General features: G+C 41.1%; 20 protein-coding genes, 1 rRNA gene and 1 pseudogene. 10 read left to right on the plus strand and 12 right to left on the minus strand.

Going from position 1 to position 25,627, the window contains the following annotated elements:
- Nucleotides 1-127 precede the first annotated feature (127 nt).
- The 10 genes and pseudogenes from FTU70_RS13185 to rpmH all read right to left on the minus strand — a co-directional run.
- A pseudogene (locus FTU70_RS13185) lies at nucleotides 128-1,945 on the minus strand (DUF927 domain-containing protein); the annotation flags it as partial.
- Nucleotides 1,942-2,229 carry a hypothetical protein gene (locus tag FTU70_RS13190; RefSeq protein WP_180060710.1) on the minus strand — a complete coding sequence of 96 codons (288 nt, stop codon included), beginning with the start codon at nucleotides 2,227-2,229 and terminating at the stop codon, nucleotides 1,942-1,944. The gene FTU70_RS13190 and the pseudogene FTU70_RS13185, both read right to left, overlap by 4 nt.
- Nucleotides 2,229-2,447, minus strand: coding sequence for a helix-turn-helix domain-containing protein (locus tag FTU70_RS13195; protein WP_180060711.1), 219 nt, complete (start codon nucleotides 2,445-2,447; stop codon nucleotides 2,229-2,231). The genes FTU70_RS13190 and FTU70_RS13195 overlap by 1 nt, the downstream gene beginning before the upstream one ends.
- Nucleotides 2,448-2,451: 4 nt before the next feature.
- On the minus strand, nucleotides 2,452-2,688 hold the full coding sequence (locus FTU70_RS13200) for an AlpA family transcriptional regulator (protein WP_180060712.1): 237 nt from the start codon (nucleotides 2,686-2,688) through the stop codon (nucleotides 2,452-2,454).
- 594 nt (nucleotides 2,689-3,282) lie between these two features.
- Complete coding sequence (locus tag FTU70_RS13205; RefSeq protein WP_180060716.1) at nucleotides 3,283-4,524, minus strand: tyrosine-type recombinase/integrase; 1,242 nt, start codon at nucleotides 4,522-4,524, stop codon at nucleotides 3,283-3,285.
- A gap of 204 nt (nucleotides 4,525-4,728) precedes the next feature.
- Entirely contained in the window at nucleotides 4,729-6,084 is a 1,356-nt protein-coding gene (mnmE, locus tag FTU70_RS13210) for a tRNA uridine-5-carboxymethylaminomethyl(34) synthesis GTPase MnmE (protein WP_004969771.1), read from the minus strand.
- A gap of 91 nt (nucleotides 6,085-6,175) precedes the next feature.
- On the minus strand, nucleotides 6,176-7,939 hold the full coding sequence (yidC, locus tag FTU70_RS13215; RefSeq protein ID WP_004969769.1) for a membrane protein insertase YidC: 1,764 nt from the start codon (nucleotides 7,937-7,939) through the stop codon (nucleotides 6,176-6,178).
- Between the two features lie 5 nt (nucleotides 7,940-7,944).
- Nucleotides 7,945-8,265 carry a membrane protein insertion efficiency factor YidD gene (gene yidD, locus FTU70_RS13220; RefSeq protein WP_004969767.1) on the minus strand — a complete coding sequence of 107 codons (321 nt, stop codon included), beginning with the start codon at nucleotides 8,263-8,265 and terminating at the stop codon, nucleotides 7,945-7,947.
- Between the two features lie 9 nt (nucleotides 8,266-8,274).
- Nucleotides 8,275-8,667: a ribonuclease P protein component gene (gene rnpA, locus FTU70_RS13225; RefSeq protein ID WP_004969764.1), complete on the minus strand. Its 393-nt coding sequence runs from the start codon at nucleotides 8,665-8,667 to the stop codon at nucleotides 8,275-8,277.
- A gap of 31 nt (nucleotides 8,668-8,698) precedes the next feature.
- Complete coding sequence (gene rpmH, locus FTU70_RS13230) at nucleotides 8,699-8,833, minus strand: 50S ribosomal protein L34 (RefSeq protein ID WP_000831329.1); 135 nt, start codon at nucleotides 8,831-8,833, stop codon at nucleotides 8,699-8,701.
- Between the two features lie 660 nt (nucleotides 8,834-9,493).
- Here rpmH and dnaA point away from each other — a divergent pair.
- The 5 genes from dnaA to FTU70_RS13255 all read left to right on the plus strand — a co-directional run bounded on the left by dnaA (nucleotide 9,494) and on the right by FTU70_RS13255 (nucleotide 16,284).
- The gene (gene dnaA / locus FTU70_RS13235; RefSeq protein WP_004969761.1) at nucleotides 9,494-10,870 is read left to right on the plus strand and encodes a chromosomal replication initiator protein DnaA; all 1,377 of its coding nucleotides are present in this window, start codon (nucleotides 9,494-9,496) and stop codon (nucleotides 10,868-10,870) included.
- Nucleotides 10,871-10,978: 108 nt separating this feature from the next.
- Nucleotides 10,979-12,127, plus strand: a complete 1,149-nt coding sequence (gene dnaN / locus FTU70_RS13240) for a DNA polymerase III subunit beta (RefSeq protein ID WP_004969759.1) — start codon at nucleotides 10,979-10,981, stop codon at nucleotides 12,125-12,127.
- 37 nt (nucleotides 12,128-12,164) lie between these two features.
- Nucleotides 12,165-13,247: a DNA replication/repair protein RecF gene (recF, locus tag FTU70_RS13245; RefSeq protein ID WP_004969757.1), complete on the plus strand. Its 1,083-nt coding sequence runs from the start codon at nucleotides 12,165-12,167 to the stop codon at nucleotides 13,245-13,247.
- Between the two features lie 44 nt (nucleotides 13,248-13,291).
- Entirely contained in the window at nucleotides 13,292-15,760 is a 2,469-nt protein-coding gene (gene gyrB / locus FTU70_RS13250) for a DNA topoisomerase (ATP-hydrolyzing) subunit B (protein ID WP_004969755.1), read from the plus strand.
- Nucleotides 15,761-15,921: 161 nt separating this feature from the next.
- On the plus strand, nucleotides 15,922-16,284 hold the full coding sequence (locus FTU70_RS13255) for a hypothetical protein (protein WP_004969754.1): 363 nt from the start codon (nucleotides 15,922-15,924) through the stop codon (nucleotides 16,282-16,284).
- Between the two features lie 456 nt (nucleotides 16,285-16,740).
- On the opposite strand, the gene FTU70_RS13260 is transcribed toward FTU70_RS13255, so the two are convergent.
- On the minus strand, nucleotides 16,741-18,681 hold the full coding sequence (locus FTU70_RS13260) for an ATP-binding cassette domain-containing protein (RefSeq protein WP_104852778.1): 1,941 nt from the start codon (nucleotides 18,679-18,681) through the stop codon (nucleotides 16,741-16,743).
- 387 nt (nucleotides 18,682-19,068) lie between these two features.
- On the opposite strand from FTU70_RS13260, the gene FTU70_RS13265 reads away from it, so the two are divergent.
- From FTU70_RS13265 to erpA, 3 genes are all read left to right on the plus strand, one after another.
- Nucleotides 19,069-20,085, plus strand: a complete 1,017-nt coding sequence (locus tag FTU70_RS13265; RefSeq protein ID WP_180060713.1) for a putative solute-binding protein — start codon at nucleotides 19,069-19,071, stop codon at nucleotides 20,083-20,085.
- Between the two features lie 185 nt (nucleotides 20,086-20,270).
- The gene (locus FTU70_RS13270; protein ID WP_180060714.1) at nucleotides 20,271-21,278 is read left to right on the plus strand and encodes a putative solute-binding protein; all 1,008 of its coding nucleotides are present in this window, start codon (nucleotides 20,271-20,273) and stop codon (nucleotides 21,276-21,278) included.
- Between the two features lie 131 nt (nucleotides 21,279-21,409).
- The gene (gene erpA / locus FTU70_RS13275) at nucleotides 21,410-21,745 is read left to right on the plus strand and encodes an iron-sulfur cluster insertion protein ErpA (RefSeq protein ID WP_004969742.1); all 336 of its coding nucleotides are present in this window, start codon (nucleotides 21,410-21,412) and stop codon (nucleotides 21,743-21,745) included.
- Nucleotides 21,746-21,876: 131 nt separating this feature from the next.
- Here the strand turns inward: erpA and FTU70_RS13280 are convergent, their stop codons facing one another.
- Nucleotides 21,877-23,004, minus strand: coding sequence for an anhydro-N-acetylmuramic acid kinase (locus tag FTU70_RS13280; protein WP_004969740.1), 1,128 nt, complete (start codon nucleotides 23,002-23,004; stop codon nucleotides 21,877-21,879).
- A 63-nt stretch (nucleotides 23,005-23,067) separates the two neighbouring features.
- On the opposite strand from FTU70_RS13280, the gene tyrS reads away from it, so the two are divergent.
- Together tyrS and FTU70_RS13290 are read left to right on the plus strand one after the other, a co-directional pair.
- The gene (gene tyrS / locus FTU70_RS13285; RefSeq protein WP_180060715.1) at nucleotides 23,068-24,300 is read left to right on the plus strand and encodes a tyrosine--tRNA ligase; all 1,233 of its coding nucleotides are present in this window, start codon (nucleotides 23,068-23,070) and stop codon (nucleotides 24,298-24,300) included.
- Nucleotides 24,301-25,511: 1,211 nt separating this feature from the next.
- Nucleotides 25,512-25,627, plus strand: a 16S ribosomal RNA gene (locus tag FTU70_RS13290); the annotation flags it as partial.

A 25,627-nucleotide genomic window follows, 5' to 3' on the forward strand; every position in this document is an offset into this window, starting at 1 on the left:
TATCGTCTAAAAGATAAAAAGAGAGTAGGAATTCAACCACAAATTGAGTCTTAATAAATCATCAAAGGGGTCAATTTTACTTTGCTGTTTTAAGGTAAAAGGGGTCAGTTTTAAATTGCCGTTGACAAAGCCATGCAATGCCTGCCACGCCATAGGATTGATTTAAACGCTTGGCAAGTTCAATGGACTGCTTTGCTGCATCCTCTGCAAAGTCGACACAGTCAAAAATGCCGTATTGCGATTGGTCTATATCAATATCGGCAAGGCGTATTTCTTGCCCTAGCTTGGTCTTTTGCCCTTGCTCTTGCATGATGTCTTTAAGGCTTCTCTCCCCACTGGATAAAAATATAACTTTCCACTGGTGCATAGGCTTTGCTGTGATTTGCTTTGTCATTCGACCTTTGCCCAAACCATTTGCAAGCATATAGACAATGTTTCCTAGCTCTTTCGGGTTGGCAATTTCTCCTATCTCATCCAACACTAAAAAACCATCATTGTGCATATAGGCGGTATGCTCTAAGGCGTTTCCTGTGGCTTTCCATGTTCTATAAAACGATGATGGGTTGCCCCAAACGGATGACGCAAGATTCAAGGCTGTACTTTTCCCTTTGGATGTACCGCCCTTGATGTGAAAGCCGCCTCCTTGCTGATTTAATGGGGTGAGTAACTGCCCAGTGAACGCCGTACATAATGAGAATACTAATAGGCTATGACTTGCGACCAATTGAGCTACATCACTTTGCCATTGTGCCAACGTGCCTTTACTCTGATAGCGGTTATCAAGGGTGTTACTTGCCTGATAAACAATTAAATCGTTGTCGGCTGTCTTCCCGACCTGTGTATGAGGCAATACAAAAACATTTTCATGCCACCCCACACGATCTACACATAAGGCAAAACGGTTTGCCTGATAGCTCATTAAGTAGCATTGAAAAAGATTTCTCGCTCGTTGGTCGGGTGCAATCGTTACGCCTTGATAGGCTAAGGCTTTGCGTAGGTCTGCGCCATCGGTTTGAAATAGCTCCATAGACAAGGCTTGAATATGCTTTACGCCGTTGTCATCTTTCCATTGAAGCAACACACCCCAGTTGTTGCTAGAGTCGTCCCTTGTTTTTGCTGTGACCAATACAGGACTTGAGATAAAACGCTTATGGCTTATGCCGTTTTTATCTTCCTCAAGAAAATATAAGCCTGCCTCTGTAATATGGAAATGTCCGTTTTCCCACTTCATAGACTTGGCCAAATGTCCTTTAGGCAATACCTCACCTTTAGGCAGTTGAGCAATCGCATCATTTAAAAATGCCTGCACATCCTCCACGCTTTCGTACTGTGAAAGGTCACATGCAAGGTCGTCTTGATACTGATTCAACAATCTAACGGCGGTGTTTTCTTCCAGTGGTTTAAATGCTTCTAGGTGTTCAGGTCGGACTGGCATATAAAGCTGCTGATAGCCTGCCTGTGTTAATTGATTAATCACAAATTGCATCTGTTCAAAATCAAACGGCTTTAACACTGGTAGAGTTGAGTTGCACAATGTCGGGAGTAGCACCAAAGCAACGGCGTACCCTGTTTGAGCAATCTTGAAAAATGCTTCTAGGTTGTAGGTCACAATCACAGGCTTGGCATGGTCAAAATGACCATACCTTGCAAAGCCTTTAGCCAATCCATCGGGTATGACTGTCACAGGATTGCTGTCTTGCATTACAGCACATTGAACAAGCTCAAGATGCCCATTGTAGATAGGCAAAACAATAGGACTGTCATAGCTAACGCCGTTGATGGTGACAATGCTGTCATCAACATGAATCTTTTGTTCAGGACTGCCAAAACGCTGTATGAGTTTATGCTCAATGTATGCGCCATCTGTTGGCATAAGCTCTGTGCATTGCGCTAGAATATCGTTAGGTGATGTAAAACCGTGGGGGGCTTCATGGTGTGCTGTCATGGTTGCCCCCTTTTAATTTGCCCACATTCAATAAAATATGCAGTTGCTAAATGTTTGTGGCTTTCAAATCTACTTGCAGCCAAGCACTCGTACATATCTAAATGCGTTATCAAATTTGCTAATCGTTGTTCAGTAACAAACTCGCCGTTTGTTGTTATTTCATGCTGTAGCTGCTTTGCCTCTTTTCTAATATGAACGATAGCTGCAAGCATCCAACCCATATCACGCTCTGAAAAAGAATAAGCATCATATAAATCACTAGCATCATAGTTCGTCTTATTCATTATATTTTTGCCCCTCTCAACTCATAGCGTGCATAACTTCCATTGCCTCGTTTATTTTTTTCATAATGCGTCACTATGTCATAGCCTTGTTTGCGTAACTTCTCGATATTCGCACTAAGGCGGTAACAACTATAAAGATTCACAGCTTCAACGGCGGTAATACTTTTACCGCTTTTGAGGTGACGTAGGACTGCTTGTTTTTGAGAAATATTAGTCATGGATTCAAGCCTCCATCGTTGCGATGTTAGCTCTGTGTTTTGCGACACGTTCAGCAATCCAAGCATCTACCTCAGATTCAACCCATGCAACACGGCGAATTGATAGTGTTATAGGTTTAGGGAAACGTCCCTCGCTCATTAGTGCATAAATAGAAGATGCACCAAGCCCTGTTTTTGCTTGTACCTCTTTACGGCGAATTAATCGTAAATTTTCAATTTGATTTTCTTTAGATAAATTCATCTAAACATTCTCCAAAGTGGAAATGCCTAGACACAAAATAGGGAATAGAAAGAAATTAAGAAAAAACTAAGATTTAATAATAAGATACAGCGACCCACGACCCGATAAAAAACAATCAAGATAGGGAATCCATCCCTCTATTAAAAACATGGATTGACTTATCAGGTACTTGAACACTAATATTCTTTAAGAAAGACAAGAATCTTTTTGTCTTTTAACTTAGTTTTTAATCGTTTACATTTCTAAAGTTCCTTTAGTTTTGTGTCTTGCGGACAATGGTTAAAAATAATTTTGATGATTGGTGATTGCCGTCACTCATCATCACGGAAAAAGGTTAGCATTGCCGTGCTGACCTTTTTTTGTAGAGTTCTATGAACTCCTTAAACAATACTGTATCAAATATTAAATTACTCGTAAAAAACGAAAGACCATTACAATGCTATAAATCTATTTATATTTTTATGATTTCCATTTATATCCATTTATATTTTTATGGTTTCCATTTATATCCATTTATATTCACCCTAAAGTAGATTGAAAAACACTCAATTTAGGCTTTTTAGGGCAAAAAATATGAATTAAATTGTTACAATATCATCCAATGCGTTTAGCTCTAGCTTGATTAAAGAAGATTAAATTCGGCTCATAAATCACGCTAAAAATATAATCACTCCACTTTTGCAGCATTTCTATACGCTCTTTTTCATATATAGCTTTGTTATAGATACCTCGCACACCTCTAGGGGCGTGGTTCAAACAAGCCTCAATTGCATCACTATTGAAGCCTTGCTCGTTTAAGTGCGTACTCGCCGTTCTGCGTAAATCATGCACGGTAAAATGTGCAACATCGGTAAGTCTTAACGCTGCTTTTTGTGCTTCATTCAGAACATTGTGGCTTACATGCGTTCCCGATTTACGCCCAGCAAATACATAAGGCTCATCCCCAGCAATCGTTTTAAGTTCCTTAAATATTTCTATAACCTGATCTGACAGATAAACAACCATTTCACGGCTATGACCTGTCTTACTGTCTGCTTTGGTTTGAGGTATCAGCCATTTACGTTCATCAAAATTAATATGCTCCCACTTTGCAGCCTGAAGCTCTGATTTTCTAACCAATGTAAGTAGCGACAACATGAGTCCTAACTTTCTCGCCCTATACACTCGTGAATTTAATAGGGTGGTGTAGTAGTTGCGGATTTCATCAGAACTTAAATATCTATCTCTAGGCTTTGCCTTGTGAATGTGGCGTACTGGAATAGCTAAGACTGGGTTATAAGGTACATATCCCAACGTCATTGCATAATCAAACATGCGCTTCAACAAGCCTCTAACTTGGTTGGCTGCTGAATCGTATCCCTGTTCTTTTTTGCGCCATATTGTACGGCGTACATCATCAACCGTGATTTGCTCTAACTGTAAATGCCCAAGCATCGGGTAAATATCGTTGTTCAAATATAAAGTCATGCTGTAAGGGTCTTTACGGTCTTTCTTGATGACTTCCTCTAAATAACGCTCGCCGTAGTCCTTGAACAAAATACTTTGGGGTTTGGTCTTATCCTGTTTAGGTGAAATACCTTTTGCCACCAATGACGCTGCTTCATCTCTAAGCTGTGCAGCTTCTTTTATAGATACATCGGGATAATGCCCAAGAACCAACTTATCCTGCTTGCCATTCAGCGTGTAGCGATAGCACCAAGATTTGACTCCAGTTGGTAGCACTTCAATAAACAATTTTTGACTTGGTGTATATCTCACCGAGTAGCGTTTTTCTTTTGGCTTTAATGCTTCAAGCTCTCTAAATGTTGAAAAGCCAAGACTGCTATTTTTTGACATCATTTAGTACCCATGAGAAAAAAAGCTATTTTTTTAGTACCGATACCATCTAGATACTGGAAAAAGCATAGCACTAGATGAACTCATAGAACATATAGGAACATTAAAAAAGCAATAAAAAAGCACTAAGTACATAAAACTTAATGCTATTTTGTTTGTATTAATACTTATTAGAATGTGTTGGAGTATGAGCTAAAAGTGAGATTACTTTCCAATACAAAACGATCCAAAAATCTTGCCCAACAAATCATCTGCAGAAAAATCACCAGTGATCTCACCCAAAGCATTCTGTGCAAGACGTAACGACTCGGCTACTAATTCCCCCGCATGATAGACCACCAACTGCTCACGTGCTTCAGCCAAATACTGCTGCGTGCGTTTCATTGCGTCTAAATGACGGGTACGTGCAATAAAGGTATCTTCTTCAGGCTGAAAGCCTGCATGCGCTGTAATCGCCTCTATGAGCGATTGAACACCTGTTTCTTGTTTGGCCGACACAGTAATATGTCTAAAACCATTAAAATCTGAAATTGTAGCTTGTACACCAGTTAAATCGCATTTATTGCCAATCAACATCAAACGCTTCGGTTCAATATGTTCAGCAAAATAATGCTGTGCCAATTGCAACGGATCTTCGTTTTGGCTCAAGTCATAGACCAATAACAATAAATCCGCCTGTTCAATTTCTTTAATTGCACGGCGAATCCCTTCCTGCTCCACAATATCCCCTGTTTCACGTAAACCTGCGGTATCGGTCAGGGTAATTGGTAAGCCATTTAGGGTAATTTTTTCATGCAATACGTCACGAGTAGTTCCCGCAATATCAGTCACAATTGCACGTTCAATACCCGCCAAGGCATTGAGTAGAGAAGATTTACCTGCATTCGGTTTGCCCGCAATCACTACCTGCAGACCTTCACGCAACAATTGTCCCTGACGCGCAGATTGTTGCACAGCAGTCACCGAAGTAGCCACTTCATCTAGCAAATTAAGGATTTTCCCATCGGCCAAAAAGTCAATTTCTTCTTCAGGAAAATCAATAGCAGCTTCAACATGCAAACGTAAATGAATTAACTGTTCTAGCACAGTATTCACTTTGGTGGAAAAAGCCCCTTGAAGGGAACGCACTGCAGAACGCGCAGCGGCTTGTGAAGTGGCATCAATTAAATCGGCAATGGCTTCGGCCTGTACCAAATCCAGCTTGCCATTTTCAAAGGCGCGCATCGAAAATTCACCCGCTTTGGCAGCCGTTGCACCGAGTTCCAGTAAACGTGCCAATAAAGCATTTTGAATCACTGGGCCACCATGCCCTTGTAGTTCCACCACATCTTCGCCAGTAAATGAATGAGGATTGGGGAAACAAATCACCAAACCTTCATCCATGACTTCATTCGCTGCATCGTAAAACTGGCGAAAACCTGCGTAACGTGCTTTGGGTAAGTCTTTTTGGGTCAAGGCTGCGGCAATCGCATAGGCTTTGGATCCCGACAGGCGAATCACCCCCACACCACCACGGCCAGGTGGAGTCGCGATTGCGGCAATGGTGCTGCGGTTATACATAAAATTCACCTAAAACTTTCAAAATATATGCAAAGAAAAATCCGCCTAAGATTACCATCTTAAGCGGATTTATTCAGCAGCTCAGCCATACTTAATTGACTGGAGTTGCCTCTTCTCGTTTAGCGCGGTCTTTTTCAACACTTTTGTTGATCAAGCTTTGCTGCAAAATCGTAATCAAGTTGTTGACAATCCAGTACAGAACTAGACCTGCAGGGAAGAACAATAAGAATACGGTAAATACCACAGGCATAATGCGGAAGATTTTTGCCTGCATTGGATCTGTTGGCTGTGGGTTCAACATTTGTTGAACGTACATGGTCACACCCATCAACAATGGCAAGATAAACCAAGGGTCCATTGCCGATAAGTCTTGAATCCAACCTAACCACGGTGCATGGCGTAACTCTACCGATTCCATCAATACCCAGTACAAGGCAAGGAAAATTGGCATTTGTAGTAACAATGGCAAACAACCTGACAGTGGATTCACTTGTTCACGTTTATAAAGTGCCATCATTTCTTGCGAGAAACGCATACGGTCTTCGCCAAATTCTTCTTTCATGCGCTGCATTTCTGGTGCAATCACACGCATTTTCGCCATAGAACGATAGCTCTTAGACGATAACGGCCAAAGAATCAGTTTGACAAGAACGGTTAATAAGATGATTGACCAACCCCAGTTGCCCACTAAACCATGGAAGAATTGCAAACCAATAAACAATAATTTTGCAATTGGCCATAACCAGCCATAATCCACAGTTTGGTTCAAACCTGTCGCCAAATCTTTCAATTCAGACTGAATTTTTGGACCAGAGTAGAAGGTCGCATCAACTTCTGCCACCGTACCTGCAGGGACATTAATGGTTGGCGAGGTAAAACCAATGATGTTCATTTCATCGCTAGATTTACGTGATTCCAACTTCGCTGCATACGGTTGACCATCGGCCTGCGTCAATTTTAACTGCCCCGGAACCCATGCACTCACGAAATAGTGCTGAACCACGGCCACCCAACCACCTGTTGCATCGACATTCAATTTTTCGTCATTAAAATTGTCAAATTTCAACTTGTTGTAGTGTTCTTCAGGTGTTCCCCATGCGCCGCCAAGGAAAGTACCCAAGGTAAAAATACCTTGATCTGACTTGCCTGGATCATCTGAATTATCACGTTTCAACTGACCAAACATCTGACCTTGCCAGTTTTGGCTGCTGCGGTTAATCACTTTGTGATTCACCAGCACAGGATATTCACCTTCAGTAAAACTAAAGGTTTTAATGATTTCTACACCATCGGCAGTTTTATATACCATTGGGACAGTTAAAGTTTTAACTGTTTCACCCGCTTTATTTTTGCTTTCTTTGGCATCGGCTAAGCTATAAGTCGATTTTTCAATTTCATAGCTTGGGCGGCCATTACGGCTACTGTCTGGACCATTCAGCCCGATTAACCCAGATTGCGCGACATAGGTGCGCTTAGCATCGCTTTCCAGCATGACGAAAGGATCGTCACTGTCTTTATTTTTGTCATGATTGAGTAATTCAACACGAACAATATCACCACCTTTCGGATTGATCCAAAGATGATAAAGGTCAGTTTGTACTGAAATAAGCTGCTGACTTACAGGTGCTGTGGCATCGGTTGTTTGCTGTGCAGGAATATTTGCTTGCGGTACATCAGAAGCTGCTGTAGCCGTTTGGGCATTCGGCAAATCTGCAGACACTTCATGTGAAACAACGGCAGTTTTTTGCTGCGGTGCTGTTTCAGCATTTCCATAATCTTTTTGCCACGCCAAAATGAGCAAATATGCGACGACAAACATGGCCCCGAGAATTGCAAACCTGGCCCATTGTTGCATATCTATTACCCCAAGTGGTTAGAGTGATTTTGGTTCAATAAACGATCACGAAAGGGTACAGTAATGTGATGCGTTTGAGAATCTATTTGCTGAAATGAAATAAAACGAATGACTTTTGGCGGCACCGGATCATAGCCCGAACCACCCCACGGATGACAACGACAAATACGTTTTGTAGCCAGCCACACACCACGTACAGCACCATGCGTATGGACTGCTTCCAAAGAATATTGAGAACATGTTGGAATATAGCGACAGCGTGGTCCCAATAAAGGACTAATCGCGATCTGATAGAAACGTATCAACCAATGCAGTAAAAGTACCATTGGCCATCTCTACTTTTGTGGGGAGGGAGCTATTTTTGAATGCTTTTTGGCGAGACGTTGTAACTTCTGCCAAGCAAATTGTAATTGCTGATGCAATTCCGCATTAGATACCGTATCTACCCCAACTTTGGGCATTACCACAATATCTAAGTCATTTAATTGCTGTTGGTGTAAGCGAAAACTTTCGCGAGCAAGTCGTTTTACTCGATTTCGTTCGTGTGCACGACGCACTTTCTTTTTTGCAACGACAAGACCCAAACGGCTATTCGGCAGTTCGGAATGTTTTGCAAGAAATAAGAAATGGGGTTGATGCACTTTAAAAAGCGCACCATCAAACACACCTTTATAATCGGCAGCACAGCGTAATCTCAACTCTGTGCTGAAGCCATAAAGTGTTGTCATAACACCCAAGAGTCGGTTCAGCGTGACTGTATTAAACAGTTAAGCTGTGACGACCTTTTGCACGACGGCGAGCCAATACTTGACGACCAGCTTTAGTAGCCATACGAGCACGGAAACCATGAACGCGCTTACGCTTTAATTCAGATGGTTGAAATGTACGTTTCATATCGAAACTCCAAAAATGATCTTTCTATAAAGGTCCGCGATTTTAGTGCTCATTGCTTGAGCTGTCAATGAAAAACACGGTTTCTTGCAAAATAAGCCTAAATTTTTCTTTTTAACAAGTTTTCGCTCAATTGACTGGTTGATCATACAAATTAAAGTATACACAAGATAAGTAATTGTTTATGCTTGACTAATAAGTTATTAACAGTATTATTCACATAATTATCCACAAGCTTATTCTGTTTAATTTTAAAATTTTCGGTTTTGAATTTAAATTTAAACTCAGATTGAATTATCCACAGTTGCAACGTTTCTTATAAATAAATTCAAATTTATAAATTTAAATTTATTACTATTAGGGACGCATTTTTCTGTTGAAAACCCACTTTTTCTTTTATAAAACAAAATTTTGAATTGTGGATATCTGTGTTTCTATAATTTTAATATTATGTGGATAACTTTGTGCTATATTTTATCCACACCTTGCGGATAAACTTATCCACACCACGTTTCAAATTTAAATTCAGGTTTAATGATTCCTTTTTTGAGCAATTTTGCTGATTTTGTCATGACAGATGTGGATAACTTGGTTAGAATGGCGACCCGCTCAGGCGGTCGAGAGAAGTTTTAAATTTAAAAATGGATTAGATAGGGGTTTCACATGCTTTGGACGGACTGCTTAAATCGCTTGCGACAAGAGCTCTCTGGAAATGTCTTTACAATGTGGATTCGCCCATTGGTGGCAGAAGAAGTTGAAGATACATTAAAACTTTATGCGCCTAATCCTTATTGGACGCGTTACATTCAAGAACATCATCTGGAATTGATTACTATTTTGGCAGAGCAGTTGTCTGAGGGACGCGTGCGTAAGGTCGAAATTTTAGTCGATTCGCGTCCAGGTGCAATTTTATCGGCCAGTGAACAACCTGCTACCACTACTGCTGCGCTGGAATCTAGCCCTGCGCCTGTGGCCAAGCCTAAACGTGAAAAAGAAGAAAGTTCTGCAAAAAGCCGTAAACGCCAACTCAATCCGTTATTTACCTTTTCCTTATTTGTGGAAGGTCGTTCTAACCAAATGGCTGCGGAAACCTGTCGCAAGGTATTGACCCAATTGGGGGCTTCACAGCACAACCCATTATTTTTGTATGGCCCAACAGGTTTGGGTAAAACTCACTTGATGCAAGCGGTGGGCAATGCTTTGTTGCAAGCCAAACCGAATGCACGGGTGATGTACATGACTGCAGAAAGTTTTGTGCAGGATTTTGTCAGCTCTTTGCAGCAGGGCAAGGTTGAAGAATTTAAGAAAAACTGCCGCTCTTTAGATTTGTTATTGGTGGATGACATTCACTTATTGGCAGGTAAAGAAGCCAGTTTGGTGGAGTTTTTCTATACCTTTAACGCTTTATTGGATGAATCTAAACAGATTATTCTGACTTCAGACCGTTATCCAAAAGAATTAACCGAATTGGATGCACGTTTGGTGTCACGTTTTTCTTGGGGCTTATCAGTCGGGGTAGAACCGCCAGATATTGAAACCCGAATTGAAATTTTATTAAAGAAAGCTGAAAGCAGCGCCGTAGATTTACCACGTAACTGTGCTTTATTTATTGCCCAGCAAGTGGTGGCTAATGTGCGTGAACTTGAAGGTGCACTCAATAAAGTGGTGGCAATTTCCCGTTTTAAAGGCACCCCAATCGATCTAGATGTGGTACGTGAATCTTTAAAAGATGTCTTGGCAATTCGCGCACGTACCATCAGTACCGAAAATATTCAGCGAGTCGTGAGTGAATATTTCCGTATTCCGCTCAAAGAATTGGTGGGGCCAAAACGTACCCGTATTTATGCGCGTCCACGTCAGTTGGCAATGGGTTTGGCACGTGAGCTGACAGGCGACAGTTTCCCTGAAATTGGTATGGCATTTGGTGGCCGTGATCACAGTACCGTGATGCATGCCTGCGAAAAAGTACAAAGCCTGCGCGAAGAAGATCCGATCTTTAACGAAGACTATAAAAACCTGCAACGCTTGTTGCAAAGTTGACCGAATTTGCTCAAATTCTGTTCTTGCCATGCGGCAGCTTTTGCCGCATAGTACACTGCTAAAAAACCTATTTTATACTCCAATCTTCAGTTGTTAGAGGAATGTACCGTGCGTTTAAAAATCGCGAAAGAAAGCTTACTGAATGTTCTGTCACATGTCGTAGGAGCGGTTGAACGTCGCCATACCTTAAATATTTTATCCAATGTCAAAGTTCAGGTGACTGAGCAAGCCTTAACCATTACTGGTTCGGACTTGGAAGTGGAATTGGTTGCCAGTACGAATCTGACTGAAGGGGCATGTTTACAGGCAGGGGAAACTACAGTGCCTGCACGTAAACTGATGGATATTTGTAAATCTTTACCAAGCGCAGCTTTGATTGATTTGCAAATCACTGAAGATCAGCGCTGTATTTTAAAATCGGGCAATAGCCGCTTTGTATTAGGTACTTTGCCTGCGGAAGATTATCCATTATTGGCTACAGAAAATGCTCAAGGTACGCAAGTGACGGTTACTGAGCGTGAGCTGAAGCGTTTGTTTGAAAAAACTGCGTTTGCGATGGCAGTGCAGGATGTACGCTTTTATTTAACGGGTACTTTGTTAGAAATTGATGAAAACCAATTACGTGCTGTGACCACAGATGGTCACCGTTTGGCCTTGTGTGAAACAGCGGCATCTTCGACAGCTACTCAATTAATTCAAGCCATTGTGCCGCGTAAAGCTGTGGCTGAATTGCAGCGTTTGCTGAGCATTGAAGATGAACAACTGGCACTTTTAATTGGGCGTGAATTGCTGAATGTGACCATTCGCACCCCAAGCCGTGACAAAGAACAAGCAGAAATTACCGTGCGTTTTACCACTAAATTAATTGATGGTAAGTTCCCAGATTATCGCCGTGTGATTCCACGTGGTGGTGATAAAAACGTGCTGATCGCGCATGATGTATTTAAACAATCTTTACAGCGTGTGGCGATTTTAAGTAATGAAAAATTGCGTGGCGTATTCCTGAATTTTAGTGCGGACACCTTGCAATTACGTGCCAATAACCCAGAACAAGATGAAGCAATTGAAGATTTAGCGATTCAATATGCCGATTCGCCGTTAGAAATGTCATTTAACGCACAGTATTTATTGGACGTATTAGGGGCATTGGATGGCGATGATGTATCGATGACCATGACCGAAGCCAATCAATCGGTATTGGTACAAGATCCAGCACATCAAGATCAAACCTATGTTGTGATGCCAATGCGTGTTTAAGTGAGCGGTTTATTTCAAGATTAAATCTAGCTGAATCATGCATATTACGCGTTTACATATCGAGCGTGTTCGGAACTTAAAAGCGGTTGCACTTCATGAGTTGCAGCCGTTTAACGTCTTTTATGGGCAAAATGGTTCGGGTAAAACCTCGATTTTAGAAGCGATTCATTTATTGGCGACAGGGCGTTCTTTTCGCACCCATATTCCTAAAAATTACATTCAGAACAGTAGCCAAGATGCGATTGTATTTGCTCAGTCATTGACTGAAAAAATTGGCATGCAAAAAATGGCATCGGGTGAGCAGTTGATTAAGGTCAATGGCGACCCTGTTGCGACCCAAGGGCAATTGGCTAAAATTCTGCCTTTACAACATATTGATCCACTCAGTACCGATATTATTGACCATGGTGCAAAACCACGACGGCAACTGTTGGACTGGTTGATGTTCCACGTGGAACCAGAGTTTTATCACGCTTGGCAATATTATTCACGTGCCTTAAAACAACGTAATAGTTTGCTTAAATCACAGCGACATTTAAGTCTGTCGGACTTGGAACCGTGGAACAAAATGCTCAGTGATTATGGTGAGATTTTGCATCGGCAGCGTTTGGGAACGGTGGAACAATGGCAGCAATTTTTTGCACAAGATTTACAGTATTTATTGCCTGATTTACACATTAGTCTGGAATACAGCGCAGGCTTTCATACCGAAACAGGCTTGTTGAATGATCTGTGCAATTATCATCAAAAAGATGTGGAACGTCGCTATACCGAATATGGGCCACACCGCGCCGATTTACGCTTAAAAACCCCAATGGGTGATGCCGATGTGGTGCTGTCACGTGGGCAGAAAAAGCTATTGATTATGGCATTAAAACTGTCACAGATTGCAATGCTGCATGCGTCTAATAAGGAAACTGTGGTATTATTAGATGATCTGACAGCAGAATTAGATTTAAGCGCACAACAACGTTTAATTGAACGATTAAGCCAATTGGGTAGTCAAGTTTTTATTACCACTTTAGATCATCAATCCGTGCAACAACACTTACAAGCGTTGTCGATTCCTTATCGCTTATTTCAGGTCGATCACGGAACGGTGCAGGCTGTTGAGCAATAATTTTTTTATCTTTGGATAGACCTATTTTTCACTAGGGAGAAACCATGAGTTCAGAAGATCAATCTGTCTCTACTACAGAACAAACCAATGAAAAGGCTTATGATTCCTCTAGTATCAAAGTATTGCGTGGCCTAGATGCTGTTCGTAAACGCCCAGGCATGTATATCGGTGATACAGATGATGGTACAGGTTTGCATCACATGGTGTTCGAGGTAGTCGATAACGCTATTGATGAAGCTTTGGCGGGTCATTGTGATGAAATTTTGGTGACTATCCATGAAGATGAATCTGTCAGCGTATCTGACAATGGTCGTGGTATCCCAACCGATATTCACCCTGAAGAAGGTGTCTCTGCAGCAGAGGTCATTCTGACCATTCTGCACGCAGGTGGTAAGTTTGATGACAACAGTTATAAAGTGTCGGGCGGTTTGCACGGCGTTGGTGTGTCGGTGGTCAATGCTTTATCGAGTAAACTTGAATTAACGATTAAACGCGCGGGTCAAATTCACCAACAGGAATACCGCCATGGTGATCCACAATATCCTTTAAAAGTAGTGGGCGACACTGAGCAATCAGGTACGACTGTGCGTTTTTGGCCAAGTGCTGAAACCTTTAGCCAAACCATTTTTAATGTGGATATTTTGGCACGCCGATTGCGTGAATTGTCTTTCTTAAACGCGGGCGTGCGTATTGTATTGCGTGATGAACGTGTTAATTTAGAACATATTTTTGACTATGAAGGTGGTTTGTCTGAATTTGTGAAATATATCAATGCAGGCAAAACCCATCTGAATGAAATTTTCCATTTCACGACACAGGCTGAAAACGGAATTACCGTAGAAGTTGCTTTGCAGTGGAATGATTCCTATCAGGAAAACGTACGTTGCTTTACCAATAACATTCCACAAAAAGACGGTGGAACGCACTTGGCAGGCTTCCGTGCTGCGCTAACCCGTGGGTTAAACAACTACATGGAAAGCGAAAATATCCTGAAAAAAGAAAAAGTCGTGGTGTCGGGTGATGATGCACGTGAAGGTTTAACCGCGATTGTGTCGGTCAAAGTGCCAGATCCAAAATTCTCATCACAGACCAAAGAAAAATTGGTATCGAGTGAAGTGAAACCTGCTGTTGAGCAGGCCATGAATAAATCTTTCTCTGAATATTTATTGGAAAATCCACAAGCGGCAAAATCCATTGCGGGTAAAATTATTGATGCAGCGCGTGCCCGTGATGCGGCGCGTAAAGCCCGTGAAATGACGCGCCGCAAGAGTGCTTTGGATATTGCAGGTTTGCCTGGTAAATTGGCTGACTGTCAGGAAAAAGACCCTGCATTATCTGAATTATATCTAGTCGAGGGTGACTCTGCAGGTGGTTCGGCTAAACAAGGTCGTAACCGTAAAATGCAGGCAATTTTGCCACTGAAAGGTAAAATCCTGAACGTGGAACGTGCCCGTTTTGACAAGATGATTTCATCGGCAGAAGTAGGTACTTTAATTACCGCTTTGGGCTGTGGTATTGGTCGTGAAGAATATAACCCAGACAAACTGCGTTATCACAAAATCATCATCATGACCGATGCTGACGTAGATGGTTCACACATTCGTACCTTGCTATTGACCTTCTTCTTCCGTCAAATGCCAGAATTGGTTGAGCGTGGTCATATTTATATCGCACAGCCACCATTGTATAAGCTGAAAAAAGGCAAGCAGGAACAATACATCAAAGATAACGATGCTTTAGAAACCTATTTAATTTCTAATGCGATTGATGAATTGGAGCTGCATGTGAGTGCTGATGCACCTGCAATTCGTGGTGAGGCTTTAGCCAAAGTCATTGCTGATTATCAAACTTCACAAAAGAGTTTGAGCCGTTTAACGCTGCGTTATCCTGCAAGTCTGTTGGATGGTTTATTAGAATTAGATGCCTTTAAAATTGATCAAGCAGCAGATCAGGCGTATGTACAACAATGGGGCGAGCAATTACGTCAAAGCATTGAACGATTACAACCAAGTTTGCGTCCTGAATTAAGCATCGAACAGTTTGAAAAAGAAGATGCGGATGGTCAAAAATCTGCAACGTATTGGCCACGAATCACGGTATATGTGCACAACTTGCCACATACCTATTTGCTAGACACAGGTTTGCTGGGTTCAGCTGAATATGCACGTTTGCTGAAAAATTCAAAAAGCTGGTTTACGCTGCTTGAAGAAGGTGCGTATTTGGAAAAAGGCGAACGTAAAATTACGGTCAACAATTTCCATCAAGTGTGGCAACACATTTTGCAGGACTCGCGTCGCGGCATGATGATTCAGCGCTATAAAGGTTTGGGTGAGATGAATGCGGAACAACTTTGGGAAACCACGATGGACCCAGAAAACCGCAATATGTTGCAAGTCACCATTGATGATGCCATTGAAGCAGACCGCATGTTCTCTTGCTTAATGGGCGATGATGTAGAACCACGTCGTGCCTTTATTGAAGAAAATGCCTTAAATGCAGATATTGACGCTTAATTCGTCCAAATCATCCGCATAACCATAAGCACTCTACGGAGTGCTTTTTTATGTTTGGCTTTTGTTGTTGTCGTGATTCATCCAAATAACTTTTATAAAACTGACTTATTGTTCTGTCATGCTGAGCTACATTAAGCCAAAAATATAGGAGAATCATTAAGATGGATAATCAATTAGAACAAGCACGTGATGCATGGGTGAATGCTTTTTTTACTGGCAATGTGGAGCTGTTAGCACACTATGAAGATGAAGATTTTAAAGTCGTTTATACGGCAGAATCACGTGTGGAAAATCGTGAAACACGTTATGCCAACATTCAGCATGCAGTGAATAATGGTGTCTGGAAACCGATCAAACCGAATGTTGAATTAGAAGAATATGAGTTTGATCGTGAGCAGGTTAACTGTCGGATTCAAATTGGTTTGGCGGATGATCAAGGGTATATTCAAGAAATCTGGCGCTATATTCAGGGCTGGAAAATACAAGAATTATGTATTAGCAAAGCAAAAATTACTGCCGAGTAGCAGCGATTTTCTGTGAATCACTGAGATTCAATGACTCAAAATAACCATGAAAGAATGGATTGATTTGGCTTTAATTAGAGTTTTGAATTTAAAATAACAGTTAGTTTGAGTTGTGGATAACTAAGTTTTTGCTTTTAAATTTAAATTGTAGATTTTGAATTTAAAAATCACACTGAGTTTTAAATTCAAAACTTCTTGCTTGGTAGCTATGCTGTCTTACTTTTATTCAGGGTGGGGGGTGTCATACAACTATGCTGTGGTGCAAGATTGATAAGTAAAAATAAACAAACGCAGAGAGTGGCTTAAATTTCTTTGCGTGGTTATTGTGAAGATAAACTAAAGATTAAAACTATTACGAATGTGTCTTATAAGTATGGAACATACACAATGTATATTCTACGAAATATGATGAGATTTAACCCTATTTAGCATAGCGTTAAAATCTCATCGGTATGGCTATTCAAAGCTACTTTCGAGTTCTTCCAATTCCATCATCAATTCAAGCATTTGTTCTTCTGCCTGCGCCAATTTGGTTTTCAGATCATTTTGCTCATTCATGAGTTTGAGCAAATCATCTTTACGGTTGGCATCGTAAAGGGCAGGATCTGCCAGTTCGGTTTCAATTTCAGTCAGACGCGGTTGAATTTTTTCAATTTGCGCTTCGTATTTTTCAATGTTTTTACGAATAGGGCGAGTTTGTTCACGGCGTTGTGCTGCCAGTTTGCGTTGAGCTTCTTTATCTACTTTGACTAGGTTAGTCTTGTTCTCAACCACTGGACTTGGATTGGATGGAGCTGTGTTGGATGTACCTTGCTTAAGCATGTCTGCACGAGCTTGGCGTAACCATTGGGCATAATCTTGTAAATCGCCTTCAAATTCTGTGCATTGTCCTGCATGAACCAAGAGTAAGTCATCGCAGACACTGGCAATTAATTGACGTTCGTGTGACACCAATACCACTGCACCTTCATAATCCTGTAATGCCATGGTTAAGGCATGTCGCATATCTAAGTCTAAATGGTTGGTCGGTTCGTCCAGAATCAGTACGTTAGGACGTTGCCAGACAATTAAAGCCAAAGCCAAACGTGCACGTTCACCTCCTGAAAAACTTTCACAAGGCGTGTCCATACGTTCGCCACTAAAACCAAAACTGCCTAAAAAGGCGCGTAAAGTGGCTTCGCTGATTTTTTTATCGGCAATGCGTGCCAGTTGTAGCATCGGGCTGGCGCTATCATCCAAAGCATCCATTTGATGCTGTGCAAAATAGCCAATATTGAGTAATTCTGAGGCTTTGCGAGTACCTGCCAATAACGCCAATTCACCCACTAAGGATTTAATTAAGGTCGATTTACCTGCGCCGTTCATCCCCAATAAACCAATACGACTGGTCGGGGTAATTTGTAGGTTAATTTTGCTGGCAATCACTTTGTCTGCATAACCAATGCTGACTTGTTCCAAGGTCAGTAAGGGTGAGCTCATTTTGGTCGGTTCACGGAAACTAAAGGTAAATGGTGTATCTACATGCGCAGGGGCAAGCAATTGCATGCGTTCCAATTGCTTGATACGGCTTTGTGCCTGCCGTGCTTTGGTGGCTTTGGCTTTAAAACGATCAATATATTTTTGTAAATGTGCACGGGTTTCTAATTGTTTTTCATACGCTTGTTGATGTTGTGCCAAGCGTTCACTGCGTGTGGTTTCAAAGGTTGAATAATTGCCTGTATATAAAGTCAGTTCACTATTTTCAATATGTAAAATATGATCGGTAATGGCATCTAAAAAATCACGGTCATGGGAAATCAGCACCAAAGTTCCCGCATAGGCTTTAAGCCAGTCTTCTAACCATAAAATTGCATCTAAGTCTAAGTGGTTGGTTGGTTCGTCCAGTAATAATAATTCGGAGCGACTCATTAAGGTACGCGCCAAATTTAAACGCATGCGCCATCCACCAGAAAAACTACTGACCGCCAAGCTGTTTTGATGTTCCATAAAACCTAAACCTGCCATCAGTTGTGCGGCTTTGGCGGGTGCGGTATAGCCATGAATTTCATCAAAACGACCATGCAAATGTGCAAGTTGGTCATTATTTAATTGTTCAGGATGTTGCAGTTGTTGTTGAATGTTCCAGTATTCTTCATCACCCGACAGCACAAAATCAATCGCAGGCAAATCCAATGCTTTAACTTCCTGTGCCATGTGCGCCACAGTCCAGCCTTGCGGACGGCTCAACGTACCTTCGTCTGGGGTTAAACTACCTAAAAGCGCAGCAAATAAACTGGATTTTCCTGCACCATTGACACCTGTAAGACCGACTTTCCAGCCTGGATGGATTTGCATAGACGCTTTTTGAAATAAAACACGTCCACCGCGGCGTAAAGAAACTTGGTCAAGTTGAATCATGGTGTTTACTGGTCACAACAAAAGTTGGGCATATTCTAATGGAAGCCCACCAGAAAACAAAAATAAGCCCAGTTTTATTTGTGATTTGCGAAAAATCTCTCTTGTGATGTTTAAAAATTATGATCTAACAACAGGCTTTTTTTATGACTTTGTAAACAAGCACAAAATACGTGCATGTTGGAAATGATCTTTATTTTGATCTAAATCTATAAAATATAAGTGAATTATGAAATAAAAATGATCGCTTAAATAAGGCAGTATAAGGTTTTGGCAGAATTGACAGATGAAATTCGAGTAAATGCTCTATTTTTTTAATTTGAACTTGCTTAATATTTGTTTCGTGTACGGACACTCAAAAATAAAAAAATCTGTAGAAGGATCGAAACAATGAAAAAAATATGGGTCAGCGCAACATTGACAGCATTCGCAGCGATCGGTTTCAGTGCTCAGACGCAAGCAGCAAAAGTAGATGTATGTGTCTTTGACTTACTGGGTAAGTCAGGTGAATCTTTTCAGATGGCACAAGAGTGGGCGCTAGCAGCAAAAGGCTGGGGTGCAGAAGTCAATTTAATTCCACGTCAGGATGAAGCTGTCGCAGACAATGATTTTAAAGCAGGCAAATGTGATGGGGTATTTATGACCGCCATGCGTGCTCGCCAATACAATAAATTTGCAGGCTCGATTGATGCTTTAGGTGGTGCGCCAAGTAATGCGATTGCACAACGTGCCATCAGCTTTGCTTTAGATCAACGTAATGCAGCGAAAATGGTTACCAATTTAGGTGGCAAGAAATATGAAGTTGCGGGTATTTCACCTTTAGGTTCGGCCTTTATTTTTGTGCGCGACAAGAACATCAGCTCGATTGAAAAAGCAGCAGGGAAAAAGTTTGCGGTATTGGGCTATGACGATGCACAAAAAATTATGGTGCAGCGTGTAGGTGCGCAAGCTGTCATTTCTGATGTATCTAACTTTGTGGCGAAATTTAACAATGGTCAGGTCGATATGGTCGGTGCGCCTGCCTATGCGTACAAACCTTTAGAAATCTACAAGGGTTTAGGCAATAACGGGGCGATGTTTAACTTCCCTGTATTACAAGTGACCGCAGACTTTGTGATTCGCCCTGAACAATTCCCTGCGGGCTTTGGGCAAAAATCACGAGATTGGTTTGTAAAAAATCTGCCTAAAGCGATGAGTATGATTAATCGTTTAGAAGGTGAAATTCCAGCCAAATATAAAATGAACTTGAGCGCAGAAGATAAAACTAAATATCAAAAAATGCTACGTGATGGACGTATGGATATGACCAAACGCGGTATTTATGACCCTGCCATGATGAGTGTGTTAAAACGCGCTCGTTGTTCTGTCGAAAAAACCAATTTTGAATGTTCACTTGGTGGTGAATAGATTGATTTTTAATAAAAAAACCTAGAAAAGTCTAGGTTTTTTTATATTGAAAGATTCGTCAATTGAGCCATATCAGCCAAAGATCAAAATTCGCTAATCTTAGCTTGATGAAAAGAACAGTGCTGCAAAATTGAAGGTTTGAATCAATTTTGACCAGAAAAACAAAAAATGGAAGGAACTATAAAATGAAACAATGGACGCAAGCTTTATTATTCGGTGCAGGCTTGTCTTTAGCCGCCAGTGCAGTGCAGGCTAAGCAAGTGGTCTGTGTATTCGACTTGGTCGGTAAAAACGGTGATGTCTATAACTTAATGCAAGACTATCAATTGGCGGCCAAAAACTGGGGCGCAGAAATTGAGTTACGCGTAGGTCAAAACGAAGGCGTGATTGCAGAAGATTTTAAAGCAGGAAAATGTGATGGTATTAGTGTGACGGGCATGCGTGGTCGTCAATTTAACCATTTTACAGGCTCATTAGATGCAATTGGTGCGATTCCAGATTTAAAACTGGCAGTTAAAGTCATGCAAGGTTTGGCGAGTCCTGCTTTTGCCAAATATATGCGCAATGGTCAGTATGAAGTCGCAGGTGTCATTCCTGTGGGTGATGCCTTTTTGATGGTGAATGACCGCAGTATTAATAGTGTCGCCAAAGCCGCGGGGAAAAAAATTGCTGTTTTAGATTATGACCAAGCGCAAAAAATTATGGTACAGCAAATTGGTGCGCAAGCAGTAAGTGCCGATGTCACCAATTTTGGCAGTAAATTTAACAATGGTCAGGTCGATATTATTGGTGCGCCTGCTGCAGTATTCCGTCCTTTGGAACTACATAAAGGCTTAGGCACTAAAGGCGCGATTGTGAATTATCCAATTTTACAGGTCACGGGCAATATCATTATCCGCCCAGATAAATTCCCTGCAGGTTTTGGGCAAAAATCACGTGAATGGGTGAAAGGGCAGTTACCACGTGCCTTTGGTATTTTAGGCAAAATGAAAGCCGATATTCCTGCAAAATATTGGATGCAAGTGCCTGCAGCAGATCAACCGGGTTATCAAAAAATGATGCGTGAATCGCGGATTAATTTAACTAAACGTGGTGTTTATGACAAACGCATGATGAAATTATTGTGGCAATTCCGCTGTAAAGAAGCGCCAACCAATTTTGAATGTGGTTTGCAGGATGAAAATTATAAATGATTCGATAATCTTGAGATAATTACTCAGAATTCACTTTAATTCTGCATCACAGTCCCAATATTGAGTATGCTATACTTGAATAGTGGTCTTTTTGCGAAAAAGACATCTGAATTGTATCTGAGGAATCCATCATGAATGCCCAAGCACTTGAGCTGACCGATAACGCTGCTAAAAAAGTTCGCCAATTGCGTGATAGCGAAGGGAATCAAGACTTAATGCTACGTGTCTATGTCACAGGTGGGGGCTGTTCAGGGTTTTCTTATGGTTTTAACTTTGCAGAAAGCCAAAATGAAGATGATGCAGAATTTGTGAATGGCGATGTAAAAATGCTGGTCGATTCACTCAGCTATCAATATTTAGTTGGCTCGGTAGTGGACTATATTGAAGGCTTGGAAGGTTCGCGTTTTGTGGTACAAAACCCGAATGCAACCACGACTTGTGGTTGTGGTTCTTCATTCTCAATCTAAGTATGATTTAAATATTTTTGAGTATCAGCATCTGAAAAAGTAGATTGATGCACTCAAAATGATCAAAGCCTTTCCTATATAGAAGAGGAAAGGCTTTTTTGTTGCTACTGATCTGGTTTAAAAGTGCATCCTTAAACCAAAGTCATGGTACCTAAAATGCGATCACCTTTAGCCCCTGTGACCGCAGGTAAATTGCCACTTAATTGCTGACAAAAACGCATTGCCAACCAAGCAAAGGCGGTGGCTTCGACCCATGTTGGGTTTAGCCCTAAATCGGCTGTACTTTGTACAGTCCATTGATGTTTGCGCAAACGCCAGCGCAATTGCTCTAGCAAATAAGAATTATAGGCACCACCGCCACAGACATAGACTTCACCTGTATCCATGCCTGAACGATAAATGGCTTTTTTAATCGCGCGGGTGGTGAGCTTTAATAAAGTCGCTTGAATATTTTCAGGATTATCTTCCAGCTCGTCATATTCCACATCATTGCGCCAATCGGCAACCTGTTCATCTAGCCATTCCAAGTTAAAGTCTTCGCGCCCTGTACTTTTGGGTGGTTCTTTAGAGAAAAAAGCGTGGGCTTGTAAACGATCTAACAAGCTGCGAATCGGATGTCCATACGCAGCCCAATTGCCATTTTCATCATAAGGTTGTCCTGTGTAACGCTCACACCAAGCATCCATTAAAATATTGGCAGGCCCTGTATCAAAACCCGATACTGCTTCGGGCTGTCCTGCAGGCAACAAACTGACATTGGCAATGCCGCCTAAATTTAAAATTACCCGATGAATACTCGGATGTTGGAATAAGTTTTGATGGAAAGCGGGCACTAACGGTGCGCCTTGTCCGCCTGCAGCCATGTCACGACGACGAAAATCTGAAATTACAGGAATTTGGGTAATTTCGGTGATGATGTTCGGATCACCAATTTGTAAAGTAAAAGCATGTTCAGGACGATGACGAATGGTCTGGCCATGCGAACCAATCGCTTTAATTTGAGATTTATCCAGTTTATTTTTTTCAATCAGGCTATTAATACCATGTCCAATCATGGTGGCTAAAGCCACATCTGCCTTGCCCATGCGGTCAATTTCATTGTCACCTGGCAAAGTCAGTGCCATGAGTTCGTCACGTAAATCGGGATCAAACGGCAAAGTCAGGGTCGCGTGGAGTTGCAGTGGATCAAAAGAAGCAGCAACAAGATCGACACCATCCATACTTGTGCCCGTCATTACCCCAATATAGATCGCTGTCATGGTTATTCTATAGCCTGCAATATGCTGAAAAAGTGTTAGTATATCGCACAAATTGAATAACTGATGTGTTTGGATTTCGTGATGTCAAATTTCCTGCCGGCTGAAGAACAACTTGCTCTCATTCAACGAGGCACGCATGAAATTATTTCTGAAGAAGATCTTCTAAAGAAATTAAAAGAGAATCGTCCTTTAAAAATTAAGGCGGGGTTTGACCCGACTGCACCTGATTTACACTTGGGGCATACGGTATTAATCAATAAATTAAAAGTATTCCAAGACTTAGGTCACGAAGTATTTTTCTTGATTGGCGATTACACTGCCATGATTGGTGACCCAACAGGTAAAAGTGCTACACGTCCGCCGTTGTCACGTGAAAAAGTCTTGGAAAATGCCAAAACGTATCAGGAACAAGTTTTTAAAATTCTTGATCCAAATAAAACCAAAGTGGTGTTTAACTCAGAATGGTTTGCAACAAAAACTGCAGCAGATTTAATTCAGTTGGCATCGCAGCAAACCGTAGCGCGTATGTTGGAACGTGATGACTTCACCAAGCGTTATAACAACCAGCAACCGATTGCGATTCACGAATTTTTGTATCCGTTGGTACAAGGTTATGACTCGGTGGCATTACGCGCCGATGTAGAGTTGGGCGGTACAGACCAGACTTTTAACTTATTGATGGGACGTACCTTGCAAGGTCGTTATGATCAGGAAGCGCAGGTTTGTATTACTGTGCCAATTCTTGAAGGTTTAGATGGCGTGAATAAAATGTCTAAATCTTTAGGCAACTATATTGGCGTGTTTGATGCACCGGGTGCGATGTATCAAAAAGTCTTGTCGATGCCAGATAGTCTGATTGAGCGCTATTTTGAATTACTCAGCTTCAAGTCGATGGATGAAATTGAAGTGTTGCTCAAAGAAATGGCAGAAGGTCGTAATCCTCAAGAAATCAAAAAGATTTTGGCACTCGAATTGGTTGAGCGTTTCCACGGCAGCGAAGCTGCAGCCAATGCCCATAAAGGTGCAGGTAATATCATTACCGAAGGTGAATTACCTGAAGGTACGCCAGAAGTGACGATTTCACGTGCTGAATTTGGTGGTGAATTATTTATTGCTTCTATTGTACGTGCTGCAGGTTTAACCAAAAATGCCGCACAAGCCAAAGATGCTGTTGCACGTGGCGCAGTAAAAGTAGATTGGAATGTGGTTGATGCAGGTTTCTCGGTCAAAGAAAACGCAACATATATTATTCAGGCGGGTAAAAAAGCCATTGCCAAAGTCACATTTACGGACTAGATCCGTTCTAAGTGATTGAAATAAAAGCAGGCTTCGGTCTGCTTTTATTTTCTGTTTGGTATATTAATTATATGAATAAGTAAATTCAAAAAAAACCTTATAAAAACAACACCTAAATTTTTCCAAGCAGCTTGCATTTTTGCTCAGTTATGTATAAGATTTACCCATCTAGACACAGTGTACAAAACAGATCTAGAGGGTACTTATAACTATAGCTCCACAATTTACAAGTCCCTTCCCCAGGGGACTCTTTTTTTTCGTATAACTATAATAACGATATATGGATCGCATATAGATTCAACTCCGAGGGAGAGATTTTGGGAGAGATCTCTTTCTTTTTTTTGCCTCTAGTTTTGTTGTATTTTATATCTAAAGGTAAAATGTAAGATTACTTCTCTTTGTTTTATACAAATATTCTTAAAACTTTAAGACCTAATTCAAATTTCAAAGCTACTTACATATGGTAAAACATCTTGTAAGTAGTGCATGTGGATGGCGCGATCTAAACTTGCCGAATAGAAGAGTAGGTTTGTCAACTTGAAGTCGGTAATGCAAATGCTAAGCATCAACTTTGAATTAACGGACAAAACCACCAAGCTGACAGGAAATCAATGCTAGATGTACGCCGTATGTAGGAATACTATTTTGGATAATGCAAAAGCATTTTTAACTGAGATGTAAAATTTTTTAGATGTCGTAAGATGAAACGAATCATATACATTGGCAATCGTTGATTGCAGTCTTCAAAACTTGACCGATTTAAACCCATAAAAGTATGGATAAAAAAGTCCTCTCTGCATTGTAGAGGAGAGTTTTTATTTAAATTTGATGAAAAAATAGCTAAAAAATTAAAAAACCAAGCATTTTTGTAGAAAAAAAATACATACGTGAAAAATATTCTAATTTGGGGCTTGCAAAGATTTTGAAATCCCCTAGAATGCACACATCCCGACGCGAAACAGCCTACAAACTTAGCTCACAGGGTTAAGTTGTAGAGAATTTTTTGCGTTAAAATTTCTGCTGACGAGGCAGAAATTAAGATCATTAAGAGATTATGAAGAACAACTTGTGTGGATTTTTACTGATTGATTAATCGAAATTATTTTCATTGATTGATTGGTTTAAATTACTCGAAGTTTATTTGAGCGAATTTAAGTCAGAAAATTGATGAGCCAGATTTGGTCACTTCGAATAAAGTGACAAAATGATTTTAACTGAAGAGTTTGATCATGGCTCAGATTGAACGCTGGCGGCAGGCTTAACACATGCAAGTCGAGCGGGCGAGGTTGCTTCGGTAACTGAGCTAGCGGCGGACGGGTGAGTAATG

It is taken from the genome of Acinetobacter sp. YH12135, from assembly GCF_013418565.1.
GTDB lineage: Bacteria > Pseudomonadota > Gammaproteobacteria > Pseudomonadales > Moraxellaceae > Acinetobacter > Acinetobacter towneri.